Source organism: Macrococcus brunensis (genome assembly GCF_004359615.1).
In the GTDB taxonomy this organism is placed as follows: Bacteria; Bacillota; Bacilli; order Staphylococcales; family Staphylococcaceae; genus Macrococcus; species Macrococcus brunensis.
Genome location: NZ_SCWA01000023.1, coordinates 1 through 25,863, shown reverse-complemented (window position 1 = coordinate 25,863; position 25,863 = coordinate 1). Strand labels below are relative to the sequence as shown.

General features: G+C 41.3%; 26 protein-coding genes. 6 read left to right on the top strand and 20 right to left on the bottom strand.

Translation table 11 applies throughout. The features are described 5' to 3' along the window. From ERX27_RS10185 to parE, 4 genes are all read right to left on the bottom strand, one after another. The coding region (locus tag ERX27_RS10185) for a transposase (protein WP_133432720.1) at window positions 1–313 on the bottom strand (313 nt) is incomplete at its 3' end. A 178-nt stretch (window positions 314–491) separates the two neighbouring features. Then, entirely contained in the window at window positions 492–1,934 is a 1,443-nt protein-coding gene (gene alsT, locus ERX27_RS10180) for a glutamine transporter AlsT (RefSeq protein ID WP_133432722.1), read from the bottom strand. Window positions 1,935–2,033: 99 nt separating this feature from the next. Beyond that, window positions 2,034–4,424: a DNA topoisomerase IV subunit A gene (gene parC, locus ERX27_RS10175; protein ID WP_133432719.1), complete on the bottom strand. Its 2,391-nt coding sequence runs from the start codon at window positions 4,422–4,424 to the stop codon at window positions 2,034–2,036. Further along, on the bottom strand, window positions 4,424–6,436 hold the full coding sequence (parE, locus tag ERX27_RS10170; protein WP_165983148.1) for a DNA topoisomerase IV subunit B: 2,013 nt from the start codon (window positions 6,434–6,436) through the stop codon (window positions 4,424–4,426). Before parE ends, parC begins: the two co-directional genes overlap by 1 nt. Before the next feature lie 197 nt (window positions 6,437–6,633). On the opposite strand from parE, the gene plsY reads away from it, so the two are divergent. Both plsY and ERX27_RS10160 read left to right on the top strand, forming a co-directional pair. After that, window positions 6,634–7,215, top strand: coding sequence for a glycerol-3-phosphate 1-O-acyltransferase PlsY (gene plsY, locus ERX27_RS10165; protein WP_133432717.1), 582 nt, complete (start codon window positions 6,634–6,636; stop codon window positions 7,213–7,215). Between the two features lie 4 nt (window positions 7,216–7,219). Then, on the top strand, window positions 7,220–7,498 hold the full coding sequence (locus ERX27_RS10160; protein ID WP_133432716.1) for a HesB/YadR/YfhF family protein: 279 nt from the start codon (window positions 7,220–7,222) through the stop codon (window positions 7,496–7,498). Window positions 7,499–7,525: 27 nt separating this feature from the next. Here ERX27_RS10160 and ERX27_RS10155 read toward each other — a convergent pair whose 3' ends face one another. The 4 genes from ERX27_RS10155 to ERX27_RS10140 all read right to left on the bottom strand — a co-directional run bounded on the left by ERX27_RS10155 (window position 7,526) and on the right by ERX27_RS10140 (window position 13,775). Beyond that, the gene (locus tag ERX27_RS10155) at window positions 7,526–7,945 is read right to left on the bottom strand and encodes an acyl-CoA thioesterase (RefSeq protein ID WP_133432715.1); all 420 of its coding nucleotides are present in this window, start codon (window positions 7,943–7,945) and stop codon (window positions 7,526–7,528) included. A gap of 57 nt (window positions 7,946–8,002) precedes the next feature. Further along, entirely contained in the window at window positions 8,003–10,708 is a 2,706-nt protein-coding gene (acnA, locus tag ERX27_RS10150; protein ID WP_133432714.1) for an aconitate hydratase AcnA, read from the bottom strand. A 142-nt stretch (window positions 10,709–10,850) separates the two neighbouring features. Next, window positions 10,851–12,164: a TrkH family potassium uptake protein gene (locus ERX27_RS10145; RefSeq protein ID WP_279434119.1), complete on the bottom strand. Its 1,314-nt coding sequence runs from the start codon at window positions 12,162–12,164 to the stop codon at window positions 10,851–10,853. Window positions 12,165–12,251: 87 nt separating this feature from the next. After that, window positions 12,252–13,775 carry a glycine betaine uptake BCCT transporter gene (locus ERX27_RS10140; RefSeq protein ID WP_133432712.1) on the bottom strand — a complete coding sequence of 508 codons (1,524 nt, stop codon included), beginning with the start codon at window positions 13,773–13,775 and terminating at the stop codon, window positions 12,252–12,254. Window positions 13,776–13,947: 172 nt separating this feature from the next. Between ERX27_RS10140 and mscL the strand changes: the two genes are divergently transcribed. Beyond that, window positions 13,948–14,316 (top strand): large conductance mechanosensitive channel protein MscL, encoded by a 369-nt coding sequence (gene mscL, locus ERX27_RS10135; protein ID WP_133432711.1) that lies wholly within the window; start codon window positions 13,948–13,950, stop codon window positions 14,314–14,316. Window positions 14,317–14,351: 35 nt separating this feature from the next. On the opposite strand, the gene ERX27_RS10130 is transcribed toward mscL, so the two are convergent. The 5 genes from ERX27_RS10130 to ERX27_RS10110 form a co-directional block, all read right to left on the bottom strand. Next, window positions 14,352–14,963 carry an SCO family protein gene (locus ERX27_RS10130; RefSeq protein WP_133432710.1) on the bottom strand — a complete coding sequence of 204 codons (612 nt, stop codon included), beginning with the start codon at window positions 14,961–14,963 and terminating at the stop codon, window positions 14,352–14,354. An 80-nt stretch (window positions 14,964–15,043) separates the two neighbouring features. After that, a complete protein-coding gene (locus ERX27_RS10125) occupies window positions 15,044–17,941 on the bottom strand; it encodes an AAA family ATPase (RefSeq protein WP_165983147.1) in 2,898 nt (965 codons plus the stop codon). After that, entirely contained in the window at window positions 17,928–19,040 is a 1,113-nt protein-coding gene (locus ERX27_RS10120) for an exonuclease SbcCD subunit D (protein WP_133432708.1), read from the bottom strand. Before ERX27_RS10120 ends, ERX27_RS10125 begins: the two co-directional genes overlap by 14 nt. Window positions 19,041–19,115: 75 nt before the next feature. Further along, complete coding sequence (locus ERX27_RS10115; protein ID WP_133432707.1) at window positions 19,116–19,334, bottom strand: DUF2922 domain-containing protein; 219 nt, start codon at window positions 19,332–19,334, stop codon at window positions 19,116–19,118. A 35-nt stretch (window positions 19,335–19,369) separates the two neighbouring features. Then, window positions 19,370–19,573 carry a DUF1659 domain-containing protein gene (locus ERX27_RS10110; protein ID WP_133432706.1) on the bottom strand — a complete coding sequence of 68 codons (204 nt, stop codon included), beginning with the start codon at window positions 19,571–19,573 and terminating at the stop codon, window positions 19,370–19,372. A 93-nt stretch (window positions 19,574–19,666) separates the two neighbouring features. Between ERX27_RS10110 and ERX27_RS10105 the strand changes: the two genes are divergently transcribed. Beyond that, entirely contained in the window at window positions 19,667–20,155 is a 489-nt protein-coding gene (locus tag ERX27_RS10105) for a DUF2621 family protein (RefSeq protein ID WP_133432721.1), read from the top strand. 9 nt (window positions 20,156–20,164) lie between these two features. On the opposite strand, the gene ERX27_RS10100 is transcribed toward ERX27_RS10105, so the two are convergent. The 6 genes from ERX27_RS10100 to ERX27_RS10075 all read right to left on the bottom strand — a co-directional run bounded on the left by ERX27_RS10100 (window position 20,165) and on the right by ERX27_RS10075 (window position 24,303). Next, window positions 20,165–20,638 (bottom strand): CcdC family protein, encoded by a 474-nt coding sequence (locus ERX27_RS10100; protein ID WP_133432705.1) that lies wholly within the window; start codon window positions 20,636–20,638, stop codon window positions 20,165–20,167. A 1-nt stretch (window position 20,639) separates the two neighbouring features. Continuing rightward, window positions 20,640–21,323, bottom strand: a complete 684-nt coding sequence (locus ERX27_RS10095) for a cytochrome c biogenesis CcdA family protein (RefSeq protein WP_133432704.1) — start codon at window positions 21,321–21,323, stop codon at window positions 20,640–20,642. Between the two features lie 114 nt (window positions 21,324–21,437). Next, a complete protein-coding gene (locus ERX27_RS10090) occupies window positions 21,438–21,668 on the bottom strand; it encodes a YneF family protein (RefSeq protein ID WP_133432703.1) in 231 nt (76 codons plus the stop codon). 92 nt (window positions 21,669–21,760) lie between these two features. Further along, a complete protein-coding gene (tkt, locus tag ERX27_RS10085; RefSeq protein ID WP_133432702.1) occupies window positions 21,761–23,743 on the bottom strand; it encodes a transketolase in 1,983 nt (660 codons plus the stop codon). A 10-nt stretch (window positions 23,744–23,753) separates the two neighbouring features. Continuing rightward, window positions 23,754–23,993, bottom strand: a complete 240-nt coding sequence (locus ERX27_RS10080) for a DUF896 domain-containing protein (protein WP_133432701.1) — start codon at window positions 23,991–23,993, stop codon at window positions 23,754–23,756. 106 nt (window positions 23,994–24,099) lie between these two features. Further along, window positions 24,100–24,303 (bottom strand): hypothetical protein, encoded by a 204-nt coding sequence (locus ERX27_RS10075; RefSeq protein WP_133432700.1) that lies wholly within the window; start codon window positions 24,301–24,303, stop codon window positions 24,100–24,102. A gap of 142 nt (window positions 24,304–24,445) precedes the next feature. Between ERX27_RS10075 and lexA the strand changes: the two genes are divergently transcribed. Further along, a complete protein-coding gene (gene lexA, locus ERX27_RS10070) occupies window positions 24,446–25,066 on the top strand; it encodes a transcriptional repressor LexA (RefSeq protein ID WP_133432699.1) in 621 nt (206 codons plus the stop codon). Between the two features lie 209 nt (window positions 25,067–25,275). Beyond that, window positions 25,276–25,713 (top strand): hypothetical protein, encoded by a 438-nt coding sequence (locus ERX27_RS10065; RefSeq protein WP_133432698.1) that lies wholly within the window; start codon window positions 25,276–25,278, stop codon window positions 25,711–25,713. A gap of 64 nt (window positions 25,714–25,777) precedes the next feature. On the opposite strand, the gene ERX27_RS10060 is transcribed toward ERX27_RS10065, so the two are convergent. Continuing rightward, window positions 25,778–25,863, bottom strand: an 86-nt coding sequence (locus tag ERX27_RS10060) for an IS3 family transposase (RefSeq protein ID WP_165983063.1), incomplete at its 5' end; no start/stop codon positions are given.

The window sequence follows — 25,863 nt, the reverse complement described above, 5'->3', positions numbered from 1 at the left end:
AACTGGAGTGAATCACTTCTTCTTCAGGCGCCATATCCAGAAAAAACTTAAAAGACATATCATAACATGAGCGTTCCACCACATCAACGTCTGATAAATCAAAAATAACTTTCAGAAGCAGATATTTGAACATTCTGACAGGACTTACGGCACTTCTTCCTTTCGTTATCGAATAATTTTCTATTACTTCATCGTAGATGAATGAAAAATCGATAATGTCTTTCATTCTTCTCAGTTTGTTATTTTTAGGTACAACTATGTCATAAAGGTCTGAATAATTACTGTTCATCTTCTGTGAATCCGGTCTGATCATCGAACGACTCCCCCTGTTTCCTTAAGTTTAAATGATGAGAACAAAATAAAGAACATGAATTTCAAAATTCATGTTCTCTAAAAGATTTTTATTCAATTGCGATTCTCCTTTAATCATCAGAATAATCGTAGATTATTAAAGGGGATTTTCAGTGGCCTCTGCACATGCATAGTCTTTTTTATTTGTCTTCATAGTGATAAGAATTGTCGCCCCATGTATCAACTGAAGATAAATCTGCTTTAACATTTTTTGTTCTGAAGACTGGATTAAGGCCTTTTTTACGCTGATCTGCATAGTCACGAGCCACTTCAAATACGACGTGTGCCAAGCCGATTATCGCTGTAATGTTTAAGATAGCCATCAGACCCATAAATAAGTCAGCTGTTGCCCACACTGTCTCGACTTTAACAACTGCGCCGAAGAAGACCATGAATACAACGAGTAGACGGAAGATAAACATTACTGTCTTATTCGTTGTTAAATACTCAATGTTTGACTGACCGTAGTAATAGTTACCAATAACAGATGAATAAGCGAACAAGAAGACAGCGACTGTTAAGAACATACCACCGAACGAGCCGACGTGACTATTAAGAGCTGCCTGTGTCACGGCAACACCTTGAGGCGCTTTTTCACCGAATTCAAGTCCAGAATAAAGAAGAATCATGATTGCTGTCGCTGTACAGACGATCATTGTATCAAAGAAGACACCAAGCGACTGAATCAACCCTTGTTTGACCGGGTGAGAGACAGCAGCTGTTGCGGCAGCATTCGGTGCTGACCCCATCCCCGCTTCATTTGAGAAGAGTCCTCGTTTAATCCCCTGCATAATAGTAAAGCCGAGCGCCCCACCAAATGCCTGTTCCATACCGAAGGCACCTTTAACGATAGAAGCAAGCATCGGAATAATCATATTAGCATGTGTCACTAAAATAAACAGTACCAGTAAGATATAAAGAATCGCCATAACAGGGACAATCGTTGATGAAATCTTAGCGATAGAACGAACTCCGCCGAAGATGACGACTGCTGTAATAACAGCAAGAATGAGACCTGTTATCCACGGTGCAATACTGTACTGCGTATTAAAACTCTCTGCAATCGTGTTCGACTGTACTGTGTTGAAGACAAACGCAAATGTCACAGTAATCAGAATCGCAAATGTCACACCCAGCCATTTCTGACCGAGTCCACGTTCCATATAGTATGCCGGACCACCGCGGAAGCCGCCTTCTTTATCCGGTACTTTATAGACTTGCGCTAAAGTCGCCTCGAAGAATGCGGACGCCGCACCGAAGAACGCGATGACCCACATCCAGAAGACTGCACCTGGACCACCAAGCACAATCGCAGTTGCAACGCCGGCAATATTACCTGTTCCTACACGGCTTGCCGCACTGATTGCAAATGCCTGAAATGAGGAAATCCCTTTCTGACCATCATCCAGTGTTTCCGGTTTTTCACCGATTACACGGAACATCTCACGCAGCCATCTAAGTTGAACAAAACGCGAGCTTAAACTAAAGAATAGTCCTGCCATCAGCAGCAGACCAATTAAAAATTGTGTCCAGATTAAATCATTACCTGTCGACACAATGGTCTTGAACCATTCAGGAATCATAGCATCAAAATTAATGTCATTAAAATTCAAAGAACAATCCTCCTGTAAAAAAATACGTATATCACGTATATTATCACAAAAGGATTGTCCAAAGATATATTATTCAGTAATAAACATGTCAGAGACTTTCCCAAAGTCACCTTCATCTACAACAAAACTGCCGTTTGTATAGCGTTCTGTCACACGGATTGATTTCACCGTCTGACTGAAAGTCTGTCCTTTATCTGAAAGTAAATGGAACTGCTCTTCCGACTGTACGATGGCAGCTGCAACGATGCGATGTGGATTGGATTTCAGTTCCTTCAGAAGTAAGAGGCCTCTATTAGCTCTTTTCGAAACTTCCATGTTCAACTTCATCCGTTTCACTGCTCCGCGCTGCGTCGCAATCAGTAAATCACCGTCTTTTTGAATCAGGGTCGCAGCGACTCTATCATCTTTAAGATTGATTGACTTTACACCGGCTGCTTTTAAGCCCTGTTCACTGATCTCATCTGTCTGATAGCTCAGTGCATAACCGTTTTGTGTAACGACCATAACTGTGCCTTCATTAACAATATCACTGTAGATGACTTCATCATCTGGTTTCAGTTTAATGCCGACAATCGGACGGGTAAAACGCGTGGTCTGATAATCTTTAAGCGCCGTCTTTTTGATCATACCGTTACGTGTCGCCGTGACTACAAAACGCGTATCAAATGATTCTACAGCAACCATGTTGAGTACACGATCCTGTTCTTTCAGCGGTACAATCTGTGAAACATGTGTACCGAGATCTTTCCACTTCACATCAGGCAAGTTAACGACAGGAATATAGAGATAGTGTCCTTGTGAAGTAAAGACAATGAGCGTGTGCTGCAGATTAGCCTGAGTATGAGTAAGCAGTGTATCGCCCTCTTTAACGCCGACTTCATTCACTTCACTTGCACCATAGCTTCTTAAAGAAGTTCGTTTAATGTAACCATCTCTTGTCAGGCTGACCATCACTTCTTCATTCGGAACAGTAATGTCTTTAGATATCTTCAGTTCAGCTACTTTCTCTTCTATCTGACTGAGTCGAGGTTCACCGTATTCTTTTTGAACTTGTTTAAGTTCTTTCTTAATGACCTGCTTCAGTTTCTTAGGATTTGCGAGAATTTCAGCCAGTTCTTTGATCTGTGTTTTTAACTGATCATGTTCTTTCTCAAGCGCCACTATATCCGTATTCGTCAGACGATATAGCTGAAGACTGACTATCGCTTCAGCCTGTTCCATCGTAAATTCAAATGAATCGACAAGGTTCTGTTTTGCATCCTGCTTGTTACTCGATTTTCTGATAACAGCAATGACATCGTCCAGAATAGAAATTGTTTTAATCAAACCTTCAACAATATGCATGCGGCGCTGAGCCTGCTGCAGCTGATAATCACTCCGTCTTGTGACCACTTCATACTGATGACGGATATAACTGTCCAGCATCTCACGGACACCGAGCTGTTTAGGTCGTCTGTCACTGATGGCTACCATATTGAAATTGTAGTTGATCTGCAGTTCTGTATTCTTATACAAGTAATTCAGAATGCCTTCAGCATTGGCATCTTTTTTAAGCTCGATAGCAATTCTCAGCCCTTCGCGGTCTGTTTCGTCGCGAACTTCCAGAATGCCATCGACTTTCTTATCAGCACGGAGTTCATCAATACGCTTGACGAGCACCCCTTTATTGACCTCATATGGAATCTCAGTCACAATAATCTGACTACGGCCGCCGCGCAGTTCTTCTATATCTACTTTACCGCGGACAACGATTTTGCCTTTACCTGTTTCGTACGCCTGTCTGATGCCTGCCTTACCCTGGATGATTCCCCCCGTCGCAAAATCAGGGCCGGGCATCACTTCCATGATACGGTCCAGATTGACATTCGTATTATCCATGACGAGCAGTGTCGCATCGATGACTTCCTTCAGGTTATGTGTCGGGATATCTGTCGCATAACCTGCTGAAATCCCTGTTGAACCATTGACTAAAAGGTTCGGATATTTAGCAGGCAGGACAACCGGTTCCATCGCTGTATCATCAAAGTTCTGGACATAGTCCACTGTCTCATACTGAATATCTTTCAGCAGAAGTTCTGCCAGTTTAGATAACTTGGCCTCAGTATAACGCATGGCTGCAGGTGGATCGTTATCGATACTACCGTTGTTACCGTGCATCTCAACCAGGACATGGCGAAGTTTCCAGTCCTGACTCATACGGACCATCGCTTCATATACGGAAGTATCACCATGCGGATGATAGTTACCGATCACATTACCGACTGTCTTGGCACTTTTTCTGAAATTCTTATCGAATGTATTGCCTTCCTGATGCATCGCAAACAGAATTCGGCGCTGCACCGGCTTCAGGCCGTCACGAACATCGGGAATCGCGCGGTCCTGAATAATATACTTACTGTACCGCGCAAAGCGGTCACCAATGACATCTTCAAGCGGCAGAATCTGTATCTGTTCAGCCATTACGCTTCATCTCCTAACTCTACATCTTCTATCACGTTGATATCCTCTTCTTCTTTCATGAGCTGTACTTCATCATTCTCAAGGATACCGACATCTTCCTGCATGCCGAATTCAACATGTCTTTCAATCCAGTCACGTCGTGGCTCGACTTTATCGCCCATCAGTGTCGTCAGACGTTTTGCACTTCTTACTTCGTCATTAATCTGCACACGGATAAGCGTACGCGTCTCTGGATTCATCGTCGTCTCCCATAGCTGATCCGGATTCATTTCACCAAGACCTTTGTAACGCTGCAAAGTGAATCCCTTACCGACTTTTTTCTGGACATCCATCAGTTCTTCATCTGTCCAGGCATACTCTATGACTTCGTTCTTCCCTTTCCCTTTTGAGACTTTATAAAGAGGTGGCAGAGCGATATAGACACGACCTGCTTCAAGCATCGGGCGCATATAGTTAAAGAAGAACGTCAAGAGCAGCACCTGAATATGTGCACCGTCTGTATCGGCATCGGTCATAATAATAACTTTATTGTAGTTACTGTCTTTTAATGTAAAGTCAGTACCGACGCCTGCACCGATTGTATGGATAATGGTATTGATTTCTTCATTTTTGAAGATATCTTCAAGTTTTGCTTTCTCTGTATTGATGACTTTCCCTCTTAACGGCAGAATCGCCTGAAACTTACGGTCACGTCCCTGCTTAGCAGAACCGCCGGCAGAATCGCCCTCAACAAGATAGAGCTCATTCTTTTCTGTATTCTTGCTCTGAGCGGGCGTCAGCTTACCTGACAGAAGTGTTTCCTTACGCTTTTTCTTGCCATTACGCGCCTCTTCACGCGCTTTACGTGCTGCTTCACGTGCCTGAGAGGCTTTGACCGCTTTTTTGACCAGACTCTGTGAGAGTTTACCGTTTTCTTCAAGGAAGTAGGGCAGCTGATCAGCAATGACATTGTCGACTGCGCTTCGTGCTTCACTTGTACCCAGCTTAGATTTCGTCTGTCCTTCAAACTGCAGCAGTTCCTCAGGGATCTTGACAGAGATGACAGCTGTCATCCCTTCACGGATATCATTACCGTCCAGATTCTTATCCTTCTGCTTCAGTTCTCCAATTTTGCGGGCATATTCGTTGAACACACGGGTAATCGCCGTCTTCATTCCGACTTCATGTGTCCCCCCATCTTTTGTACGGACATTATTGACGAAGGACAGAATCGTCTCACTGTACTGGTCGTTATATTGAAAGGCAGCTTCTACTTCTATGCCTGCTGACTCTCCTTTAAACATCACGACATTATGCAGCGTCTCTTTCCCTTCATTGACAAAGACCACAAATGCTTTCAGCCCTTCTTCAAAATGAAAGATATCCTGTTTCTCTTCCTTACCGCGTTTGTCAGTCAGCGTAATCTTTAAATCCTGTAAGAGGAATGCTGATTCTCTAAGACGTTCTGCCAGTGTATCATAGTTAAAATGCACGGTCTGTTTGAATATTTTAGGGTCCGGCATAAAGGTAACGGTCGTTCCAGTCCGTTTAGTCGTGCCTACTTCTTCAAGAGTCGTCATAGGTTGTCCACCGTCTTCAAATCGCTGCTCATGAATCTTGCCGTTATTATATATCGTTACTTTCAGCCATGAACTCAGTGCATTGACGACAGAAGCCCCTACACCGTGCAGACCCCCACTCGTTTTATAGCCACCCTGGCCAAACTTACCGCCTGCATGAAGCACAGTAAAAATGACTTCAGGTGTCGGTTTGCCCGTCTTATGCAGCCCAGTCGGCATACCACGGCCATTATCTGCGACAGTCACACTGCCATCTTTATTAAGCGTGACGTCAATCGCTGATCCATGTCCATTCAGTGCTTCATCTATAGAGTTATCTAATATTTCATAAACAAGATGATGTAATCCGCGGCCATCTGTAGAACCGATATACATACCAGGTCTTTTTCTTACTGCCTCAAGGCCTTCAAGCACCTGAATAGATTCATCATTATATTGATTGTTTTGTACCAAATCGGACCCTCCTGCAAACATATGTTCGTTATTTTTTCATACAATCATTATTCTTCTACATTTTGGTTAAAAAATCAAGTTATATATTAGTTTACATAATAAAGTTATATTTTAATTATAAAAATAATGATAACTACTTATCGTCCATACACCTATATGGTAAACTATTAGTACCTGCTATTAAAAGGAGTGCTTGAATGACTATTGTATGGATGTGTTTAATTGCTTATCTCGTCGGCAGCGTATCGCCCGGCCTACTGATCGGCAAATATTTTTATCATAAAGATATCAGAAACTATGGCAGTGGCAACCTGGGCGCCACCAATACATTCCGCGTCCTCGGACGAAATGCCGGTATAGTGGTGACACTGCTGGATATGGCAAAAGGCGTCATCGGTGCACTTCTACCCCTGCTATTTCATAGTGATGTCCACGGAATCATTGTCGGACTCTTCGCCGTCTTAGGACATGTCTTCTCCATTTTCCTGAAATTTAAAGGTGGTAAGGCTGTCGCGACATCAGCAGGAGTTGTACTTGCTGTCAATCCTGTGCTGTTCATTTTAACGGCTATCGCCTTTTTCAGTGTTCTCTACGCATTTAAGTACGTCTCACTGGCGAGCATTCTTGCCAGCACCATTAATTTTATCGCAGCAGTTCCATTTGGTGACTGGATCATAACAGGCATTTCCTTCATCATCATGGTAATTGTTATTGTTAGACATCGTGCTAACATCAGTCGTATAATGAACCACGAAGAACCAAAAATTAAATGGATGTGATAAAATGAAAATCATTTTAGACGAAAATGCCCAGAACTGGTTTAAAGAAGAACTTCAACTAACAGAGGATATGGCTGTTAAATTCTATCCAAGATATGGTGGAGACTTTCAGCTGAAGCAAGGTTTTGGAATTGGCTTTACTGTTGAGCCATTACCCGCTGACAGCTATAACGAAACGATTAATGGCATCACTTACTTTGTTGATGCGAAAGATATCTGGTACTTTGAAGATAATACATTAAACGTAACCGTGCAAAACGACGAAGTTATTTATACAAAGTAATACCACGTCCCCTGGACGTGGTATTTTTTATTGCTCGTAAAGTTCCATATATTTCTCATGCCATTCTGGGAAGTGCCGGTCCAGTCTGATGGGTCTGTCTGAGCCCTTTTTCAGCAGAACATGCGTTGAAGTACCGTCTGCCACAACGGCACCTGATGCGTTTAAGATTTCATAGCCATAGACCGTTCTTAATTTACTGTACGACTCAATCCAGCTCCTGACGATAACCTTCTCCGGATAAGTCACAGATTGTTTATAGTTTAAATTGATATTGATAACCGGTGAGATAATCCCTTCAGCTTCCATATCTGCATATTTAAATCCTGCTTTCTCAATGAAGTCAGTCCGTGCCACTTCACACCAGATCAGATAATTAGCATGATAGACAACACCCATCTTATCTGTTTCGGCATATCTGACCGCTATCTCTGTTTCCGTAATAAACATATCCTCACTCCTCCGCTACATTATAACAAAAAAACCGGCTGTTAAGCCGGTTAAACATTATGCTAATTTGTTACGAAGAACCATCTGCAGGATACCACCATGACGATAGTAATCAATTTCTACTTCTGAATCAAATCGAGCAAGTGCTTCAAATTCTACTTTTGAGCCGTCTTCTTTGACAGCTGTCACTTTAACGATATCACGAGGACGAATACCTTCATGGATATCGACTGAGATCGCTTCACGTCCAGTTAAACCAAGAGATTCAGCTGAATCTCTTTTCATAAACTGAAGTGGCAGCACACCCATCATGACAAGGTTTGAACGGTGAATTCGCTCGTAACTCTGCGCGATAACGGTTTTGACACCTAACAGATTCGTTCCTTTCGCTGCCCAGTCACGTGATGAACCCATACCGTAGTCATACCCGGCAAGTACCGCAAGTCCTGTGCCGTCTGCCTGATATTTCATTGCCGCATCAAAAATCGGCATCACTTCACCTGTTGGCCAGTAAGTCGTGAAGCCACCTTCAGTCCCTGGTGCAATCTGGTTCTTGATACGGATGTTTGCAAACGTACCACGCATCATGACTTCATGGTTACCACGACGAGAACCATAAGAGTTGAAGTCACGGATATCAACACCATGGTTTTTCAGATAAAGTCCCGCTGGTGTGTCTTTACCGATAGCACCTGCTGGTGAAATATGGTCAGTTGTCACTGAGTCACCGAATTTACCCATTACGCGTAAATCTTTAAGCGGCTGGATCATACCCGGTTCTTTCGATAAGTTCTGGAAGAAAGTCGGATTCTGAATATAAGTAGAATTAGGATCAAAATCATATAACGGCTGATCTGTCGATTCAATCGCATTCCAGAGACTATTTGACTCAAAGACAGATTCATATTCTTTGCGGAATAATTCCGGTGTTACAACTGAATGAACCGCATCTTTTACTTCCTCAATAGAAGGCCATATATCTTTTAAATAAACATCCTGTCCATCAGCACTTTTGCCGAGTGGATCGTTCTGCAGATCAATATCCACTGTACCCGCAAGTGCATAAGCAACAACGAGCTGCGGAGATGCTAAATAGTTCGCTTTAACAAGTGGATGAATACGTCCCTCAAAGTTACGGTTACCTGATAAGACAGATGTCACCAGTAAATCTTCACGAGAAATCGCTTCTTCGATTTCAGGTAATAAAGGACCTGAATTACCGATACAAGTTGTACAACCATAGCCGACTGTATTGAATCCTAACTGGTCCAGGTAGTCCTGAAGACCACTTGCTTCCAGATAACCTGTTACAACTTTAGAACCTGGTGCAAGAGAAGTCTTCACGTATTCAGGTACCTGCAGGCCTTTTTCAATCGCTTTTTTAGCTACGAGTCCCGCTCCGAGCATCACATAAGGATTTGAAGTGTTCGTACAAGAAGTAATCGCCGCAATCGCGATATCGCCTGTCTTGATTTCACCTTGATGCCCATCTGCAAAGTTGATATGCGCTTTTTTATCAAATTCAGATTCATCAAAACCGTGTCCCTGGTTACCGGCTGGCGCAATAACAGATTTAATGAATTCCTTCTTCATGTCGCTTAACTTAATTAAATCCTGAGGTCGTTTAGGACCTGATAAAGAAGCTTCTACTGTCGATAAGTCAAGTTTAACAATATCTGTATAAGTCGGTTCCGGCTTATCCACTGTAAAGAACATATTATTACGCACTAAATATTCTTTAACGACTTGAATATGCTGGTCGTCACGACCTGTCAAACGTAAATAGGCAAGCGATTCCTCGTCTACTGGGAAGAAGCCGCAAGTCGCACCATACTCAGGTGCCATATTCGCAATCGTCGCACGGTCAGCAAGTGGTAATTTTTCAACGCCTGGTCCGAAGAATTCAACAAATTTTCCGACTACCCCTTTTTTACGGAGTTCCTGCGTCACACGCAGTGCTAAGTCTGTTGCAGTTGTACCTTCAGGCAGTTCTCCTGTCAGTTTAACCCCGACGACTTCTGGGATCGGGAAGTATGAAGGTTGTCCGAGCATACCCGCTTCTGCTTCAATACCACCGACACCCCATCCAAGAACACCGATACCATTGATCATAGTTGTATGTGAGTCAGTACCGACCAGTGTATCCGGGAACGCAACTTGCTCACCGTTGATTTCTCTCACATGAACAACATTCGCTAAATACTCTAAGTTCACCTGGTGGACGATACCTGTTGCAGGTGGCACTGCACGGTAATTATCAAATGCTTTAGTCGCCCAGTTTAAGAACTGATAACGTTCCTTGTTACGAGCAAACTCAAGCTCCACATTGCGCTTAAGAGCTGACTCATTACCATACTGATCAACCTGTACAGAGTGGTCAATGACAAGGTCCACCGGTACTTCCGGGTTAATTTTAGTGACGTCTCCCCCAACATCATCCATCGCCTTACGTAGTGAAGCTAAGTCTACTACTGCAGGTACCCCTGTAAAATCCTGCAGAATGACACGTGATGGTTTAAATGGCACTTCTGCATTTGGATCATTTTTCTTACTCCATTTGACTAAATGTTTAATGTGGTCTTCTGTAATGACTCGTCCGTCAAATTGTCGCAGGACCGATTCCAGTAACACACGGATAGAATATGGTAATTTGCTGATCTCACCGAGACCGAGTTCTTCCAGTGATTTTAAGCTGTAGAATGTATAAGTCTTTCCGTTCAGTTCAAATGTCTGCTTTGATGACTGCTGAAGATTTGAATTCATATAAGTTCCCCCTATTGAGTTAAATGCCCTTTCAATCTTATTTTAATCAATTGCAAAAAATAAGTAAACACGCTCATATTTTGAATATCAAATAACAAATCATAAGTTTTGCTTATAAAAAAAGATGCCTTTCTGGCATCTTTTAACCTGTGAGTATATCTTGTTTTGGGTAATGATAAAGTTGTTTTTTCGGTTTAGAGAATGTGAAGACAATGGTTAATACACCAATCTTACCGATCATCATCATCAAGATAATGAGTAATTTACCGGCAACGGAGAGTTTCGCGGTAACGCCCATTGTCAGTCCGACCGTACCAAAAGCTGACACTACTTCAAAAAACAGCGGCAGAAACGGCAGGTCATGCTCGACCTGAACAAGCAGGAAAGTAATGATAAAAATGAGCGTAGAACTGAGAACGACAATCGCAAAACTTCTGAGCAGAAACTTCATTTCGATAGCACGTTCAAATATATTGATTTCTTCCTGACCTCGAATATAGCTGATTGTACCAAAGATAACCATGGCTGCTGTCGTCAGCTTAATACCACCGGCTACAGAAGTAGATCCGCCACCGATAAACATCAGCAGCATCATAATTAGCAGAGAATCTGTATTCATCGCACCGATATCAATAGAATTGAAGCCTGCTGTCCTCGTTGTCACAGCCTGAAAATAAGACATCTGGAGCTGGTCAAACCAGTGATAGCCTCCTATTGTCTTTTGATTATGCATTTCCAGGAGGAAAATCAGGGCAGTCGCAAAAAAGTTGACGCATATCGTACCAATCAGCATGATCTTTGTATGGACACGCAGTGCATGGAATGATTTCTTCTTGATCAAATCGATATAGACTGTGAAACCCAGCCCACCCATAATAATGAGCGATGTCACAATAAAGTTGATGACTGGGTTCGTACGATGTGACATCATATTATCACTATGTAGCGCGAAGCCTGCGTTATTAAACGCACTGATAGAGGTAAACAGGCTTCGGTATAAACCGTTCCAAAAACCGTACTCGGGAATCCATTCAAGAGCGAGAAGCAGCGTACCTGCAAACTCGAACCCGAGACTGATGATGAGGACAAATTTGACGAGACGCATAATACCGCCAATACTTGTCTGATTAAGCGCCTCAGTAATCAGGAAGCGGTTTTTCAGGCCGACCTTTCTACCGATTAATATAAAGATAACCATTCCAAGGGTCACAATACCAAGTCCTCCGACCTGTATGAGCAGCATAATGACTGTTAGACCAAAATAAGTATAGTCCGCTGTGATATCGATTGTTGCGAGTCCTGTCACTGTAAACGCACTGGTCGCAATAAAGAAATGATCGATTATGGGCACCGGATGTTTCTGTGCGATAGGTAGTGCCAGTAATAAAGTGCCGATACAGAGTGTTACTAAAAAAGATAAGAGAATAATCGTATAGGGATTAGATTTCTTTCTGATGATTGCCCCCTCCTCATTAATCTATTATCTGTCAAAACTGAAATTAATCAATAGAAAAAAGACGGATCAGCTGATCCGTCTTTTATTTTATTCTTTTTTTCTGAAACGTTTATCAGGTTTTAAAGTTAGACCAAGGTGCAGTCTTTCTTTATTCGCATCCTTGTACAATGAATACATCATACCGAGGAGGACAAATGAGAACGGGAATGCGACAATAATAGCCGCACTCTGCAGCGCATTTAACCCACCTGCATAAATCAGGACAAGTGCGATAAGTGATTGTGAAATACCCCAGATGACTTTCACTGTGTTCGGCGGATTAAGTGAGCCATGTGTCGACTGCATACCGAGTACGAATGTCGCTGAGTCTGCTGATGTGATAAAGAAAGTACAGATCAGCAGTAAAGCGAGAATCGATAAACCGATTCCTAGCGGCATCTCATGGAAGATACCGAATAACTGAGTCTCTAACGTCATCTTACCGATAGCTGGAACTTTTTTGACCACTTCAATTGCTGTTGTGCCAAAGACACTGAACCAGAAGAAGCTGAGTATTGAAGGAACAAGCAGAACGCCAAGCAGAAATTCTCTAATCGTACGTCCTTTAGAGACACGAGCAATAAAGATACCGACGAATGGGCTCCAGCTCATCCACCAGCCCCAGTAGTAGATTGTCCATGAACTCATCCATTCCCGTTTAGTTTCGTTAAGCGGTGCCGCATCGAAACTCATGTAAATAAAGTTCTGCAGTAAGTTACCGATTGAAGTAGAGAACATATTCATGATCAATATAGTCGGTCCTACAAAGAGAACACCGAATAAAAGTAATGCTGCAAAAAAGATGTTTAAGTTACTTAAATACTGGATTCCTTTTGATAATCCTGACCAGGCACTCATCAGGAAAAGTACCGTTACAATAATGACGATGATAACCTTAACTAAAAATGTATTTGGAACGTTGAAAAGATAATGTAATCCACCATTGATCTGCTGAGCACCCATCCCTAAGGATACTGCAACCCCTACTACTGTCGCAAATACTGCAAGTACATCAATAATAGTACCTAATACACCTTCAACGTGTTTTCCGAAAATAGGACGAAGTGTTCGAGAGATAAGTCCCGGTTCTCCTTTACGGAATTGAAAATAAGCAAGTCCAAGTGCCACGACGCCGTAAATTGCCCAGGCATGAAAGCCCCAGTGGAAAAATGTCGACCTAAGAGAATCTCTGAAAGCCTGATTCGTTCCGCTTTCAGCTGTAGGCGGCGTCAAAAAGTGACTGAGAGGTTCAGAAGCACCGTAAAAGACAAGTCCGATACCCATTCCTGCACTAAATAACATCGCGAACCATGATATTAAATTAAATTCAGGTTTATCTGACGGTTTGCCTAATTTCAGTTTTCCAATCGGACTGAAAATGAGAAAAACACAGAAAATAACCATGAATGTTGATATCATGACATAGTACCAGCCAAATTCCTTCGCGATAAAATCGTTAATGTTACCCGTAATTTCTTCAAAATGCGCAGGCCAGATTGCACCGAGTAACACTGTGATCAGTACAAGCACCATTGAAATATAAAATACTTTAGTAATTTTAGCTTTTTCCATCTTGCATCTCCTTTTCTGTATGATAAAAGCAATGTACATCATAACGTACTTAGAGTAAACTTTCAACTTTGCACGGCTGATTGTTGAAATTATCCGTTTTCATTATCTTTCATATTACTATTTCCTTTAGCCTGATAATGATGTAAAATGTTCTAATAGGAGGTGACTATACATGTCATTAATGAAAGAATTCAAAGAGTTTGCTATAAAAGGTAACGTCCTTGAACTTGCTGTCGCTGTTGTCATCGGTGCTGCATTCGGTAAAATTGTTACTGCATTAGTTGAAAGTGTTATCATGCCAATCATCGCTTTAGTTTTTGGTGGTAAAACTGACTTCGCTAAAGACTGGGCTTACATGGGAATTAAATACGGTGTCTTCATTCAATCTATTATCGACTTCCTGATTGTCGCTTTCTCTATCTTCTTATTCGTCAAAGTGTTCAACAAATTAACGAGAGCACAGCCTAAAGAAGAAACTATTGAAGAGAACACAGTTCTTTTAACAGAAATCCGCGATTTACTTCGCAATAAAAACCTTTAATCAAAAAAACCGCGCTGCCTTCTGGCAGTGCGGTTTTATTTTTTGTATGGCCCTTCTTGAATCAAGGTCTTCACATCTTCTACAATTTCACCTTTAGGGAACTTCTGGTCTCCCGTATCTTTACCGATATAATCTTTAATGACTGTGCCATTTTGATCAATCAGATAAAAAGATGTCCCGTGTGTAGCCTGATCATTTCCTGCTGTAGGTGGGATTGCGATTGTTTTGAAGTTTTCCTCACCGAACTGACGAATAAATTTCTCATCATAGCCCGTCATCAACTTCCAGTTATCTGTTTTTGCGCCATATTGTTCTGAATATGATTTCAGTTTAGCCGGTGTATCTCGTTTTGGGTCTACACTGAAACTGATAATGCCGTAATCTTTGACGCCCTCTTTTTCGAGCTCATCGACCACTTTAGTCATATTAAAAGTCATCGGTGGACATACCGTCTCACAGTTTGTAAAGATGAAGTCTGCAATCCAGACCTTGCCTTTCATATCCTTATTGGTGAATGTTTTACCGTCTTCATCTGTTGCTTTGAATTCAGAAACCTGATTACCATAACTCGGCTTAGGCTCGAGCCTAGAGTTACTGCAGGCAGCTAAAAATAAGATAATACCCATTAAAAAAACTAATTTCTTCATACCAGTACCCTCCTTGATATAAATAATATATCACAGAGTTTTTTAGATATTACTAAGAAATTTTGACTAAACTGTAACAATTATTTGATGCTGAAACGTGTAGAACTTAAATAGCCTGTACTTTCAACGTGTAAAATAGCTGGAATTCTCGACTTCAGCATCTCAACATGCGAAATCAGACCTACCATCTTACCGCTTCGTTCGAGCTCAATCAGTGATTCAATCGCTGTCTCAAGGGTCTCATTATCCAGAGTGCCGAAGCCTTCGTCTATAAAGACAGATTCAAGACTGATGCCTCCTGACAACTGGGTCACATAATCACTCAAACCTAATGCGAGCGCAAGAGATGCTAAAAATGTCTCTCCCCCCGATAAAGTGGAAATATCTCTCACCTGATTTGAATAGAGATCAAATATCTCGATATCCAGTCCACTATAGCCCAGTGACTTCTCCTTCTTCCGTCTGAACTGGTAGCGATGATGCGTCATATCATTTAATCTGAGATTAGATAGGATCAAGGTCTGTTCGAGATAGTATGTCAGTACATAGTTTTCAAGCGTCAGATTGAGGGGATTCTTACCGTTGATGAGTCTTGACAGTTCCAGTGCCTCTTTCTGCTTCGCTATCTTTGCCTCGTATTCTGTCAGTAAGGCATCAATCTGTTTAAGCAGTTCCTCATTATCTCCTACTCTGATCAGCAGTGTATGCTTTTCTGCCTCGAGCATATTGACCGCATTCTCCAAATTTTTAATCGACTCTTCAATCGGCTGGATATCAGTGGACGTGCGACCCGCCATATTCTGATTCAATGTATCCAATTTAAACTGAACTTCCTGCACTGCTGTCTGATAATCTTCAATTTTCTGCTGTAACGTTTCCAGGCGGCTGATATCCACATTCTGTTCAATTGAATCCTCAGTCAGCTTGTTCTTCGTTAAATCAGACTGCAGTTTTAAAGCTAGAGATTCATATTCTGCTTCACTGTCCGACAGTAATACTGTCAAATGACTGAGTTCACTTTCAAGCTTTGATAAAAGTCGCTCTTTATCTAGTATCTGACTTTTAAGGTCATTGACATTTTCCTCATGATCCTGAATAGACTGATGACACTGCTGCCAGGCTTCTTCAAACTGCTGATAGGTTTGATAACCCGTTCGTTTCTTAAACTGCTCATACAACTGCTCGCTCATCTGTAAGTCACGCTGTTGATTCTCGTATAGCTGCTGCTGTGATTGATAAATGGACTGATTATTAAGTTCTTTTTGATAACGTTCTGACAAGGACGCGTAGTGACTGTCAGATCGTTCTTTTTTTGCCGTCAGTTCAGATAATTCAACATTTAAAGTCTTCAGCTGCTTAACGACTTCAGTTGTGTCACGAATTTGATAGTGCTGCAGCTGCTCAATCAGACTTTCCAGTTTAATTTTACGATGTTCTATTTTCTGATGTTCTTCTAATGTCTCACGGTCAGGTATGTCTGGTACAACACTTATCTGCTGCATGCACACTGGACAGTGATCACCGGTATGCAGATGTTGCCTAAGCTTTACAACAGCATCTAATAACGGTTCAGTTTTCTTCTGGTTAAGTTCCTGCAGTTCTTCTTCATAAGTGCTTCTGATATTCACTTGTTCATTTTGCTTGTCACTATCACGTCGTTCATTTTCCAGCTGTGTTATCGTGATTTGTTTTACTTGTAACTGCTGACTCAGCTGCTCACGTTCTGTCATGATCTCATTAAGCTCATTCAGCAACTTTCCTGTATCAACTGGTTCAAGTTGCTCTAATTTTTGCCGGTGTGCTTGAAGTTCATTAATACTTTCTGTTATTTTCTCTTCTAATCGATGCCATTCTTCTTCAACGATATAATGTCGATGATTGTCTCTGAAGTGTTTCTTTTCTTCTATAGAATCATATTCCTGATCAAGTGCCGTCATGGACTCTTTTAAAATCGAAAGCTGATGATCTTCGTGTTTTTGCTTATCTTTTAATGTATTGAAGTCATTTTGCCATACTGTTCTTTTATCCTTTAAGTTATCCAGTGCTTCCTTTTTTTCCTTTAAATAATCGAGCACTAGCAGCTGACTCACTTCATCCTTCGCATTCTGAATAGCTGCATCACTCTCAATTAATTCTGCCTGTCTAGCCTCTGCCTCTTTTATTTGCCTTTGCCAGTCATTGACTTGAATCGCCTGTTCAAGCGACTGCCGCTCAAGTGACAGTTCTTCTAACTTTCGACTCAGTCTAACCTGTACATCTTCAAGTGCATGTTGCTGCCGCTTAACTTCGTCCATATATGAGGCAAACTGCTGACTGATTGTCCCATCAAATCTTTTTTCTGTTTTCACCTGCTCTAATAAAAGATACAGTCTCTCTTCCATTGAATGAACACTTGCTTCCAGCGCTTTCGTTTCTGTCATCAATTTATCTTCCAGTGATTTGAAACGGTCGGTACCAAACAGTGTTCTGAGTACAGGCTGTTTTTCTTTACTAGATGAGACGAGGAATCGCTTAAACTCACCTTGTGGCAATATTAAAATCTGCCTGAACTGATTCGCATCTACTTTCATAATATTCTGCACCGCTTGTTTACCTTCAGCGGGCTTCGCTGCCAGTAGTTTTTTGTCATCAGTAATCTCATGAAGCTGGAATTTTGTATCAGTCATATTCTTATTGCCCGGCTTTTTATAGGGTAACTGACGTTCAGCGATATAGGTCGCGTTATTAATCGTAAAAGTGAAAGTCACACTCGATACTTCATTTTCATCAGCAAACTGACTGCGTAGCGCGTTTTTGTCTCTATCTTTCGTTGAGGCCTCACCGTATAAGGCATAGGTCATCGCATCAAAGAGGATGGTTTTACCTGACCCTGTTCGTCCGCTGATCAGAAAAAGCTGCTCTTTTTTCAGTTCATCAAAATGAATCGTTTCATTAATAAAAGGTCCGAAATTTTTGAGCTCAAGTTTAATAGGTTTCATCATTGACCTCCTTTAACAGACGTTCCAGCGTCTGCTTCTGCTCTTTGCTCAGAGCGCCTTCTGACACCGATTGAATAAACTGTTCAATGATTTCAATGTCTTCCCTTTTGTCGACTTCGGCTATAATATCAGTCGTTATAGCTGTTTCTTCCAGGTAGCGAAGTTCTAAAACATGGGGATATACAGTTTTAAGACGTGTCATCGGATCCTTGATGTGACGCATATCGCTTAAAATAAACTGGTAATAATCATCCTGTTTTAAGCTCAATTCGTTATTCATCACTTTGTCATAGCTGCTATCAATCACGTGCATATCCCGATATAGTTTAAGCGGCACAAAAATATTCCGTACTTCTTCATCGATAGTAACCAGCCGGTAGCCCTTGGGCTGCTGCACTTCAGAAAATGAGTATTTCATCAGACTGCCACTGTAGTAGACCTTGTCCGATTGAATCGCAAATGGATGGTGGAGGTGACCAAGCGCGACATAGTCAAAATCTTTAAAAATTGACTCAGGCACATATTCCACAGCCCCGATTGAAAGTGCACGTTCCGAATCGCTCTCCTTACCTCCTTGAATAAACAGATGACTGACTGCTACCGATTTTCTGTCTCTGTTCATTGCCGGTCTAATCTGGTCGATGATTCGACTGTAGCTGTCACGATGTGACTCAATGTCATCCTCGAAGTATAGACGCGCTTCAGCAGGCTCTACATAAGGAATTAAATAGAAATCAACATTCTGATAAGTCACCGGCTGAAAGCTGTCAGCTATATGAGTACTTAAATGAAACTGATGCTGCTTAAACCACTCTTTGCCATAGCCCAGTCTAGTGGCACCATCATGGTTACCGCTTACTGCCAGAACAGGCAGCCCTCTATCAATATTGATTTTCTGAATGAATGTTTCAAAGACCTGCACTGCTTCTTTTGAAGGCAGTGCCCGGTCATATATATCTCCCGCAATCATCAGAAGCTCTATTTTCTCTTTGTCTATCTCGTCAATCAGCTGTTCCAGCATAAAAACCTGATCTTCAAGTAGCTGATGCTGATTTAATGTTCTGCCGATATGTAAGTCAGCAATATGCATGATTTTCATGACTTCACCTCATCCATATTATACACAAAAAGACATGCCCTTTACGGGTCATGTCTTAGGTAGATGTCAGATTAATTAGTCTTTCTTGATTAAAATACTTTCAATGCGGTCTACAAGTTTTGCGCTTTTAATAGCGACTGGACGTCCAGCTTTAGTTTCAAAGTACTGCTTGTCAATAATCGTCTGCATCACATTTTCGACTGTCTGCGCATTTAAATCTGCTTTAGGATTAACGACTGAGAACTGATAGCTCTTACCGAAATCCGTCATAAATGTCATCTGAAGTGTTTTCACTGATATTGCCTCCTTTCTTTAGTGATAGTCTTTTTTTAATTAACTACTTTCTGTTCAGTCAGTTCTGCAGTCACATATGTTTCACCAGTCAGCTCGCTGATCAATCCTTGCAGTTCAAGAGCCTGTGTATTCGTCAGATCGAGTCTGACCTGACTGAAACGGCGTGCTTTTTTTGCTTCTCTGCCGTCTTCATCAACTGCTGCGACATATGTCAGGACTAAAGTCAGTTCTTTTAACATGTGTTCACCTCCTTTCACCCTATATATCGGCAGAAGAAGGAGAAATAGACACAGCCCTAAATATTTTTTATAATGAGGCATGAGGTGAATAATTTGAACGATACTTTTATGTATTTAATCTTCTTATGGACGCTGATTTTTATTGGCTTACTGGCAATCGGCGGATTTTTTATGTTCAGGAAGTTTCTAAAGCGGATGCCTAAAGAAGATGGAAGAAGCGAGCTTGACTGGCAGTACTATTACATCAATCAGGCACTGCCACTCTGGCAGGAGGACAGCAGAGCGTTACTGAATGAATTAGTCTCTCCTGTACCTGAACTCTTTCGTGATGTAGCCAAGGAAAGAATAGCAGGACGCATTTCTAAAATCGCGCTGGACGAGAAAGCAGACAAAATTGAACTTGATCATATGATGCGCGGCTATATCATTGCGACACCAAAACGTGACCACGGTTTTATGAAGAAAAAGCTGAAAGAACTGAACATTGATTATAGTCCCTATATGAAATACTTTGAGTTTGCTGATGACGAGAAGAAAAAATTCTCAATATTTGACCATTCAGAACTTGCGCAAAAAAAATAAGACAGTCCGTCAGCGGACTGTCTTATTTATTTGCTGTTCAATTTTTCTGTATTTCAAATACATGGCAATACGCCAGGGAACGATCATACTGAATGCAAGCAAGAAGAACATACCTGCAAGTTCACCGGGATGAATCGTACTGCTGAGGAAATATTTCATGACGGACCGAATGACAAGCAGCGTGATTAATATGACGGGAAAGAGTTTAGAGCGTTTCATATAAATCTGTTTGTCTTTCACTTCAAAGTTAGAAGTGTAGATCAGAAATAATGAGAAAAACATTCCGACAATAACTGCTTCTAATATTTCCATCGGTGTCAGTCTGAAATACGGAAAAATATACATTAAAGCACCGGTTGCCATAAAAAATGGTGGTAAAATAATCTTTTTGACATTAGTCGGATAGTTCTGGGCTTTCATTCTGACTACGATAACGATAAGCCCCATACATACCGCAACAATCATCGACAAGATGACATACATATTAAATCCCCCAGCTGAATAGTCTAGTTATTTCAACCAACAGGTCGAAGAAAAGCAGTATACCCATAATAATCATAATAACCCCGCCTATTTTCATCAATACCTGGCTGTATGTTCGAATGAACTTCAGTTTTGTGATAAAGAAAGTCAGCAGGAAAAATGGGATACAGAAACCAAGGACATAGAGAATCATGTAAAACAGTGCCAGCGATTGATTAGAAAGTGCCAGAGAAATAATGGATCCTACTATTGGCCCCATACACGGTGTCCATCCGGCCGCGAATGCGATACCAATGACGAATGAACCGAAATAACCTGACGGACGATTTTTGAAGTTAAACTTTTTATCCGTCATCAGGAAGTCAGGTGTAAAGATACCGAGCGTCATGAGCCCGAACACAATCATCAGCAGTCCGCCAACCATTCGAATCGTATCATCATACGTCTGCAGTATAGTACTGACAAAACCAATACCTATACCAAACGAAATATAAACAATTGAAAACCCTAGCAGGAATAATAACGTATGCATGATAGCTTTACGGTTGATCTGACCTTCCTGCAAATCATTAAACGATACCCCAGTTATATATGATAGAAACGCTGGATAAATCGGCAGTACACATGGTGAAATAAAACTTAGAATACCTGCCCCAAACGCGAGAGCCATTGTTACATCGCCCATTTAATCACCCCATTCCTTTTTATATTAGCAAACAGTTATATAGGATGAACATCTATATTTTGAACAGTTGATGACAAAAAAATACCCCCATCCAACCAGGACAGGAGCTGTTCATTACTTCAGATTCTGATTCATGTTTTTGTTCATCATAGACATCATCTGATTGATTTTCTTCTGTGATGGTTTCTGACCCATCTGCATCATCATCATGCGTAACATTTCTTCATTAATAGGCGGGTTCTTTTTAAGATAATCCATCATATATTGACGTGCGAAATAAAAACCAGCGGCTGCTCCTGCAGCTGCTGCAAGAATAATTAATAAAATCCAGATCCAAGTTGCCATTCATTCACCCACTTTCTCATTCCTATCAAATTTTACTAAAATACAGTCTATATTTCAACCATAAAAAAACTACCGGTCACCCGGTAGTCTTACTAGAAATGGCTTAAAATTTCTTTAACCACATTTTCTTTCGTAAAGCCGTATTTCTCCATAACGATGTCGCCAGGTGCACTTGCACCGAAGCGGTCAATACCGATAACAAGTCCATCTAGACCGACATATTTGTACCAGCCATCTGTCGCACCCATTTCAATTGCTACACGTTTCGTTAAGCTGCGAGGCAGAACCTGTGATTTGTAGTCTGCATCCTGTTGATCAAACATATTCAAGTTCGGCATAGAGACAATCTGTACACCTTTACCTTGAGATTCAAGCAGCTGACCTGCTTCTAAAGCAAGTGAAACTTCTGAACCCGTCGCAACGATTAAGTATTCAGGTGTTTCAGATTGATAGACGATATAAGCACCGCGTCGTACACCTTCTTCGAGAACTGACTGCTCTACATCAAGAACAGGCAGGTTCTGACGTGTCAGTACTAAAGCAGTTGGATCCTTCTTAGATTCCATTGCGACCTGCCATGCGACACGAGTTTCGTTACCGTCGGCCGGACGGAACAGATTTAAATATGGCATCGCACGAAGTCCTGCCAGCTGTTCAATCGGTTCATGCGTCGGTCCATCTTCTCCGACTGCGATAGAATCATGCGTAAAGACATAAGTTGACGGTACACCCATTAAAGCAGCTAAACGGAGCGCTGGTTTTAAATAGTCACTGAAGACAAAGAATGTCGCGCCATATGGTTTAACCCCACCATGCGCGGCCATACCGTTAATCATAGCAGCCATCGCGAATTCTCGGACACCAAACCAGATATTGCGGCCTTCTGGTGTTTCTGCTGAGAAATCAGCTTCTTCTTTAATATTAGATTTATTCGAAGATGCTAAATCGGCAGAGCCGCCAAATAACTGCGGTACGGACTGTGATAAAGCCTGAAGAACCTGTCCTGAAGTACTACGCGTCGCATCTGATGTCCCTACTTCAAACTTCGGTAAAGCATTGGCATAATCTTCTACGAGGCGATTGTCAATTGCTGCATCAAGCTGCTCCCCGAGTTCAGGGAAGTTTTCTTTATAAGCTTTAAATGCTTCATGCCAGGCAGCTTCCTTGTCATTGGCACGTTTCAGCATAGTGTTCTGGAAGATTTCATAGATTTCATCAGGCACATTGAATGTCTCTTCTGGATCAAGTCCGTAGTTTTCAAAAGCAAGTTTACGTTCATCAGCTCCAAGTGGTGAACCGTGCACACCATTTGTCCCTTGTTTATTAGGAGCGCCGTAGCCGATGACTGTTTTCACTTCAATCATCGTCGGACGGTCAGCGTTTTTAGCTTGAGTGATTGCTGCATCAATGGCATTGATATCATTGCCGTCTTCAACTAAAATATGCTGCCAGCCATATGCTTCAAAGCGTCCTTTAACCTGCTCAGAAAATGCTTTATCCAAGTCACCATCCAGCGAGATATCATTTGAATCATATAAAGCAATCAGTTTGTTTAATTTTAAATGACCTGCAAGAGATGCCGCTTCATGAGAAATCCCTTCCATCAGGTCCCCGTCTGAAACAAGCACATAAGTAAAGTGGTCAATAATGTCATGACCTTCTTTATTGTATTTCGCTGCCAGGTGCTTCTCAGCCATCGCCATCCCGACACTCATCGCAAAACCTTGTCCGAGTGGACCTGTTGTAATGTCTACACCATCAGTATGGTTGAACTCAGGGTGTCCCGGTGTTTTAGATTCCCATTGACGGAAGTTTTTAAGCTCTTCCAGTTCAAGCGCCCCTGACACATGCAGCAGTGAATAGAGAAGTGCTGAACCATGGCCTGCTGATAAAACAAAACGGTCACGGTCAAAGAAATACTTAGAACTTGGGTTAAATCTCAAGTGCTTTGTCCACAATGTATAAGCCATCGGTGCTGCACCCATTGGTAAACCAGGGTGTCCTGATTTTGCTTTTTCAATCTGGTCAATACTTAACGCACGTAGTGTATCAATTGCTAACTGATCGTTTGTCATTGTTTCTCTCCTATTCTTCTCTGATATTATTCTGACGCTGAATTTCTTTAACTTTATCCGGTGTCACATCATTGCCTTCCGGATCAATAATTTTTGTGTTTTCAATCGTTTTTTTGAAACTGTTACGGAAGTTGGACAGGTATTCAGCTCTCAAGCCTGTCTGTTCTTTTCCTTCCTCTTCAGTTAAACCTGATTCTTTCTTTTTCTGTGAGAGTTCATTCAGTCTTTTCATTTTGTGTTCTTCTAACATAAACCTCATCCTTTCACTAATTAAGATATCAAAATTTATAGCTCAAAGCTATCAGGAGTGCTTGTTTAAGCACAAAAAAACGTCTGACTAAAGTCAGACGTTCATATTACCGAACAATACCCAGGACTTCTCCGTTCATGGTGGCGGAATGTGTGTTCGCAGTCGATTGTACTTGAGTTTGCCCTACTTCATGAGTAAGAGGTTTTTCATAAAGAACATTAGATTGTGCCATATATATGATTCCGAACGTTGCCATCATTAAAAAGAAAAAGAAATATGCTAAAAAGTCCTTAGAAATTCTAATTGTCATGTGATTTTCCTCCAGAACATTTGTTTGTATTCATAGGATAACAGAACACTTGTTCGTTGTCAATATAAATACGAACAAACGTTTGTGACACCCGAACAAGTATGCTATAATACAGATAGAAAGTACACTAAGGAGTGTTCTCATGAAAGAACTAACTAAACGACAACAAGAAATTTATGAATATTTACAACATATTGTTTCAACTAAAGGTTATCCACCAAGTGTCAGAGAGATTGGTGAAGCGGTCGGTCTGGCTTCAAGTTCCACTGTTCACGGTCATCTTTCACGATTAGAAGAAAAAGGTTATATCAAGCGCGATCCTACTAAGCCACGTGCCATTGAAATTGTGAGTACAACACCTGCATCTGCTCTGTTAGAAGAGACGATTATGGTGCCGGTCGTCGGTAAAGTAACAGCGGGCTTGCCTATCACTGCTGTAGAGAACGTTGAGCAGTACTTTCCTCTTCCGTCACATTTCACTTCAAGTCACAATAGTGATGTCTTTATTCTTGAAGTTATTGGAGAAAGTATGATTGAAGCGGGTATTCTTGACGGGGATAAAGTCATCGTCCGTCGTCAGTCCATTGCAGAGAACGGTGATATTATCGTAGCGATGACAGAAGAAGATGAAGCAACTGTTAAGCGCTTCTATAAAGAAAGCAATCGTTACCGATTACAACCAGAGAATGCGACAATGGAACCCATTTATTTAAACAAAGTGACAGTGCTAGGCAAAGTCGTCGGACTTTTCCGTGAGTTTTAAAAATAGGTCACGCTATTTATAGCGTGACCTATTTACGTCCAAGTATTTCTTTAACTTGCTCTAATATGTCTTTAGTTTCAGTTTTGTCTTGATTCATTCCCATTCCTCTTTTCTAGATTTTGAATACCCCGTAATGAATCTTGATAAACGAACATATTTCATGAAATTACGGGTATGAACAAACTAAACACACAAAAAGGAGAATGATTATGACTATCGACTATAACTGGGTAAAAACAGAACGTCAGCAAGTATTGGATAAAGTTAAAAACTTAAGCGATTCAGAATTCGCGTTCAACTTCGGTTTTGGAGAAGGCAGCATTAAAAAATCTCTACTGGCGATTGCTAATCTCTATCAGCCGTCATTAAACAGTACAAATGGTTTTACTTCGTCACTTGAAAACTATAAAGACAATGAACAGACACTTAATTTTACGGATGTTCAGAATTATTTCAATGATATAAATGCACATGTAAACCCGGAACATCACTCCATTGCACAGTCTATCGCTGAAGAGTTCCGCCGTCTGGGTCACATTGATACTATGCTTCATATCATCGATCAGGATGACCACCGCATAGCAGAGCGTACAAATAGTCGCCAGAAAGTAACAGAACGTCTGAATATGACGATCACTCGTCTCTAAACTAAAAAACCCATGGGATTTTTGGTACTGAACCCTGAAAATGGGACGGAATAAAAAACACTTTTTATAAGGCTGCTTGTATTCGGTATTGAACCGGAGATAAGTAGCCTAATTTTTGTTGAATTCTATTTTCATTATAATTTTTGATGT

What these genes read in the sequence shown, in the direction of transcription:
- ERX27_RS10080 (WP_133432701.1), bottom strand. Translation starts at nt 23,993, where the DNA reads ATGTTAGAAGAACACAAAATGAAAAGACTGAATGAACTCTCACAGAAA.
- alsT (WP_133432722.1), bottom strand. Translation starts at nt 1,934, where the DNA reads ATGATTCCTGAATGGTTCAAGACCATTGTGTCGACAGGTAATGATTTA.
- lexA (WP_133432699.1), top strand. Translation starts at nt 24,446, where the DNA reads ATGAAAGAACTAACTAAACGACAACAAGAAATTTATGAATATTTACAA.
- ERX27_RS10090 (WP_133432703.1), bottom strand. Translation starts at nt 21,668, where the DNA reads ATGGCAACTTGGATCTGGATTTTATTAATTATTCTTGCAGCAGCTGCA.
- ERX27_RS10100 (WP_133432705.1), bottom strand. Translation starts at nt 20,638, where the DNA reads ATGTATGTCATCTTGTCGATGATTGTTGCGGTATGTATGGGGCTTATC.
- ERX27_RS10130 (WP_133432710.1), bottom strand. Translation starts at nt 14,963, where the DNA reads ATGAAGAAATTAGTTTTTTTAATGGGTATTATCTTATTTTTAGCTGCC.
- ERX27_RS10160 (WP_133432716.1), top strand. Translation starts at nt 7,220, where the DNA reads ATGAAAATCATTTTAGACGAAAATGCCCAGAACTGGTTTAAAGAAGAA.
- ERX27_RS10110 (WP_133432706.1), bottom strand. Translation starts at nt 19,573, where the DNA reads ATGTTAAAAGAACTGACTTTAGTCCTGACATATGTCGCAGCAGTTGAT.
- ERX27_RS10120 (WP_133432708.1), bottom strand. Translation starts at nt 19,040, where the DNA reads ATGAAAATCATGCATATTGCTGACTTACATATCGGCAGAACATTAAAT.
- ERX27_RS10095 (WP_133432704.1), bottom strand. Translation starts at nt 21,323, where the DNA reads ATGGGCGATGTAACAATGGCTCTCGCGTTTGGGGCAGGTATTCTAAGT.
- ERX27_RS10140 (WP_133432712.1), bottom strand. Translation starts at nt 13,775, where the DNA reads ATGGAAAAAGCTAAAATTACTAAAGTATTTTATATTTCAATGGTGCTT.
- plsY (WP_133432717.1), top strand. Translation starts at nt 6,634, where the DNA reads ATGACTATTGTATGGATGTGTTTAATTGCTTATCTCGTCGGCAGCGTA.
- ERX27_RS10155 (WP_133432715.1), bottom strand. Translation starts at nt 7,945, where the DNA reads ATGTTTATTACGGAAACAGAGATAGCGGTCAGATATGCCGAAACAGAT.
- ERX27_RS10065 (WP_133432698.1), top strand. Translation starts at nt 25,276, where the DNA reads ATGACTATCGACTATAACTGGGTAAAAACAGAACGTCAGCAAGTATTG.
- ERX27_RS10125 (WP_165983147.1), bottom strand. Translation starts at nt 17,941, where the DNA reads ATGAAACCTATTAAACTTGAGCTCAAAAATTTCGGACCTTTTATTAAT.
- mscL (WP_133432711.1), top strand. Translation starts at nt 13,948, where the DNA reads ATGTCATTAATGAAAGAATTCAAAGAGTTTGCTATAAAAGGTAACGTC.
- parC (WP_133432719.1), bottom strand. Translation starts at nt 4,424, where the DNA reads ATGGCTGAACAGATACAGATTCTGCCGCTTGAAGATGTCATTGGTGAC.
- ERX27_RS10075 (WP_133432700.1), bottom strand. Translation starts at nt 24,303, where the DNA reads ATGACAATTAGAATTTCTAAGGACTTTTTAGCATATTTCTTTTTCTTT.
- acnA (WP_133432714.1), bottom strand. Translation starts at nt 10,708, where the DNA reads ATGAATTCAAATCTTCAGCAGTCATCAAAGCAGACATTTGAACTGAAC.
- tkt (WP_133432702.1), bottom strand. Translation starts at nt 23,743, where the DNA reads ATGACAAACGATCAGTTAGCAATTGATACACTACGTGCGTTAAGTATT.